Here is a 4,263-nt window from a genome sequence, read left to right on the forward strand (position 1 = left end):
GAGATTGCTGCAGAACGTGGTCGGAAGACCCGTGGTGATATCAAGCTTGGTATCTGTGGTGAACATGGTGGTGATCCGGCGTCTATTAATTTCTGCCAAAAGGTTGGGTTGAACTATGTATCCTGTTCTCCGTTCCGTGTGCCAATCGCCCGTCTTGCCGCAGCACAGGCTGCGATCAAAAAGTAATATCGTCCAGATAATATTGTTTAAAAAGGGTGGCTTTCGGCCACCCTTTTTATTTGAGGGCTGCTTTGAAGCCTTTAATCCGAGAAGCTTAAAATGATGACCGCTCATATATAGTATCCGAGGATAAAGTACGGGGTATTATTCCGATATTTTATGAGAGAGCAAAAGGATGTTTTTATTCAAGGTTCTTTTAACATCTTCAGGTTATGCTCAAAAAAGAGCTGATGCACTCCCCAGTCAAAAATAATCAGGGGAGCGATGTATTTGATACAAGCCAAGCCAAATAATTGATGGATGTGTGACGATAAGGGTGTGTGGATAATGTGGATGTGGCAAAGCATTAGGGTTTTGTTTCTACGGATTACCGCAATTTGTTTGCTCGGTGTTATTCTTCAGGCTGAACCTGTAGGGGCGGCTGGGGACAAACTGGTTATTTCCCGTTTCAAAAATGCCGATGGAGACAAAGTTGTTTCCTATGTATTAGAGAGAATTTACAACAAAATTGGCTATGAAATTACCTTTGCGGATTACCCCGGGAAAAAATCTCTTGTAAAAGCGAATGCAGGTGAAGCAGACGGTGAAAGTATGCGCCGGGCTGGGCTAGCGTCTGTGTACCCTAATTTGATTCAATTATCCCATCCGCATGTGGATATCAATTTTCGTATCTATACGAAGCATGGGGACGATTTTTTTTCTGGGTTTGAGAGCTGGAAAAACTCTAGGATAGGGATCGTGCGCGGGGTAATCGCTTTAGAGGAAATCACCAAGGGATTAAACCCGGTTTTACATAACACCGTTCGAGAGCTTTTTGATGAGTTAAATCAGGGGAATATAGACGTTGCAATTGCAACAGATTTAATCGGCGGGCTGGAAGTGTTTATGAACCATCCAGATGAAAATATTCGAACTTGGGGTGGTATCCTCAAAACAATCCCCCTGTATCATTACGTGCATAAACGCAATGCCAGTCTGGTGCCGGCCCTCAATAAAGAAATAGAACGTCTTCGAAAAAATGGAGAGCTACAGAAGCTTTACGTCGAAGGGTTTGACGTTCTACGAGCTGCCGAAAAAAAGAGTGAATAAACTTTCCTTTGCTTTCATAATCCGGATCAATGACTAAAGGCGATTACGGGTATGCCTAGAATGTATTCAAATTATTCACCGGACACATTGGCACAAAGCAACAATACATTAACTTCTGTCAATTAGTCTAAGGCTCGAGAGTACTTTAAGCCCTTGGTTTTAGAATAACGATATTAAGATGAAGATGTCATCGAACAAAATAGGTATCAAATTGTTCGACAAAATCGAAAAGTATTATGATGCAGCCCTTTAGATTTTTGTGGATGGCGATTGTTGCTGTCTCTTTATTAAGTACAAGTGCCTTTGCTGATTCAGAAAAGAAGCTTGTTATTTCTCGTCTGGGTCATGGGGATGGTGACCTCGCCATATCCTATGTTCTCGAAAAAATCTATGAACGGATTGGGTATCAAATTTCCTTTGCGGACTATCAGGGGCGTGAGTCTTTGGAAAAGGCCAATGCCGGGGTTACAGATGGCGAGAATATGCGCCGGCCGGGTTTGTCATCGGATTACCCAAATCTTATTCAATTGTCTTTCCCGCATGTTGATCTTCGTTTTCGGGTTTATACCAAGCGCGAAGCTGGCTTTTTACCGACTGTTGATAGCTGGAAAGATAAAAAAATTGGTATCGAAAAAGGGGTCTTCATTTCTGAAGAAATAACACAAGGTTTAAACCCCGTTCTATTTAATTCCGTGGGAGAATTGTTCGAACAGCTAGATGCTGGGAATGTTGATGTTGTTATTGCAACAGATTTGATCGGCGGCCTTGAGGTTCTCAAGAATTTTCCAAATCTCAAGATCAGAGCACATGGCCCCGCACTCAAGGTTGTGTCTTTGTTCCACTATGTCCACAAGCGTCATTCAGATCTGGTTCCACTTTTGAATAAAGAAATTAAGCTTCTTCGTGAAAGTGGAGAATTGGATAAGTTGTACCTTGATGCATTTAATATCATACGCAAACACCCGGGCGAAGGTGGGTAAAGATTAAGTCTTTCGGTTCTTTGAAACAATAATAACGCCTATTGCCGCCACAGCCATGCCGCCCCAAGCTAGCATTGGCATTTCTTCGCCGAGGAGAACCCAGCCGAACAGTGCTGCGAGTGGGGGGACAAGAAACATCAAGGAAGATACGCGCGATACTTCGCCTGCGCGGATCATGGCAAGTAACAAGCTGATTGCCAGAATTGAATTGCCGATTGCCAAATAAGCAAGCGCGGCAAAGAATTCGGGGGTCCAGGTAACCTCCATTGTTTCAAAGGCCAGAGCGATAGGGGCGACCACTGCAAAACCAGCGGCGTATTGTACCATATTGGCAACGATCGGATGGTACCCGCCGCCAAAGCGTTTTTCATAGAGAACGCCACTGGTGATTCCTAGTAATCCAAGCACACTAAAGCTAACGCCGATCAGGGTCGGTGGTTCGATATCTGATCTGGCTATGATGACGATAAGAACCCCGACAAGGCCCAATAGTAAGCCAAGCCAGCGAAGCCAGCTGACCTTTTCTTTAGCCATCTTGGGGGCGAGGATAGCGACAAGTATAGGCTGTAGCGACATGAATATAGCCAACACGCCTGCTGATACACCGGTTTTAAAAGCCCACCAACAAAACCCAAAATAAACAGCCTGCATCAGAACGCCGACAACAACCAAATGAAGCCAGTCAGCGGAACGTTTGGGAAGGGCAGGTTTGAAAAAGAAATAAAAGGGGACCAGCAAAATCACCACAGATGAAAAGCGCATTGAAAGCAATGTCATCGGTTCAGCATATTGTAGCCCGACCTTGGCAATACTGTATCCGCCTGCCCATAACACAGTGAAGGCAACAGGCGCGAGGATTAACCAAAGTGGTTTCTGACTTGTATTCATGAGGGGGTGATCCAGTGAAGAGATTTTGTGGTGCACCCTATCAGGCAAAAAAGCAGTTGGATATAGCCAATATACGTAAATTGATCAGCTGAGTTTAATATACACGGGAACAGAATTTAATTTAAAAGAATTTAACAAAGGATGGTGGGGAAGCAAGCAAGGACTACAGTTAGGTTTTAAATATTACAATGCATTTAACATAGAAGGACTTGACATAAGGTGTGAGACAAATTATGTCAGGCCTTTCACCTATGCACAATCGAGACCATTAGCTTCTAACCCTGAGTTTTCCACAACAAGTTATAGCCACTACAAACAAGCTTTGGCCCATCCGCTTGGTGCGAATTTCAAAGAATACATATTAAGTGTAAATGCTCAATTTACATCTTGGCTTGAAGCTGAATTTATATTAATGCATTCTCAAAAAGGGTATAACTTCCCTAATAGTATTGATAATTATGGAGGAGATATATTTATACTTACCCATACCGAAGATAATCCGCCATTTAGCTGGTCTTCGCCAATAAAATATACGTCTCCTAATCTGGCATTAGTTTGTTGCATATCACTAGACATAAGATCCATAACATTGCTGCTTACCACTTGTCCTTGATGATCAATTTGCGCAAATACTGAAGAGCCCCAATCAATCAAACCAACATTTCCGGTCGCTTCATCGAATACAATATTCGAAGGTTTAATATCCCCATGCACTATAGGTCTAGCTTGATTGTTTTGTTGGTGATTGCGTAGATACAGTAAAATATCAGCTAACTGCACGGCAATTTTAATGATCAAGTGCACAGGCATTGGACCGTATTTTAGGGAAATCTTTTCTAAATCTTCTCCAATGGCCCGCTCCATAACTAAAATGGATTGTTTATTGATACGCTGATATTGAATTAATTGTGGTACTTGAGGATGTTTTACCAGACTCAACATAAAGGCTTCTTCTTCGAGCCTGTCTTGAACATGCTGGGGTAAATTAATACGAGAAAATTTAAACACTTGTTGTGTTAATTGCGTTGCAGGCAACTCACTATTTTGATTGGCAATAGTGCCGGAAAAAGCAAAGCCAAACGCGCCCTTGCCAATCATTTCTATATCCTGATACCCAAGTAAGGTG

The 4,263-nt window shown here is 42.6% G+C and carries 5 protein-coding genes; 3 read left to right on the plus strand and 2 right to left on the minus strand.

From position 1 onward, the window contains the following. The 3 genes from Q0241_RS08465 to Q0241_RS08475 form a co-directional block, all read left to right on the plus strand. Window positions 1–186 (plus strand): putative PEP-binding protein (locus tag Q0241_RS08465; protein ID WP_299376006.1); only part of this gene is annotated, 186 nt, incomplete at its 5' end. Window positions 187–513: 327 nt separating this feature from the next. Beyond that, window positions 514–1,269, plus strand: coding sequence for a transporter substrate-binding domain-containing protein (locus Q0241_RS08470; RefSeq protein ID WP_299376009.1), 756 nt, complete (start codon window positions 514–516; stop codon window positions 1,267–1,269). A 263-nt stretch (window positions 1,270–1,532) separates the two neighbouring features. Beyond that, window positions 1,533–2,249, plus strand: a complete 717-nt coding sequence (locus tag Q0241_RS08475; protein WP_299376012.1) for a transporter substrate-binding domain-containing protein — start codon at window positions 1,533–1,535, stop codon at window positions 2,247–2,249. 3 nt (window positions 2,250–2,252) lie between these two features. Here Q0241_RS08475 and Q0241_RS08480 read toward each other — a convergent pair whose 3' ends face one another. Further along, entirely contained in the window at window positions 2,253–3,137 is an 885-nt protein-coding gene (locus Q0241_RS08480; protein WP_299376014.1) for a DMT family transporter, read from the minus strand. 456 nt (window positions 3,138–3,593) lie between these two features. After that, on the minus strand, window positions 3,594–4,263 hold a 670-nt coding region (locus Q0241_RS08485), incomplete at its 5' end, for a protein kinase family protein (protein WP_299376017.1).

The sequence above is a fragment of the uncultured Kiloniella sp. genome, assembly GCF_937128705.1.
In the GTDB taxonomy this organism is placed as follows: Bacteria; Pseudomonadota; Alphaproteobacteria; order Kiloniellales; family Kiloniellaceae; genus Kiloniella.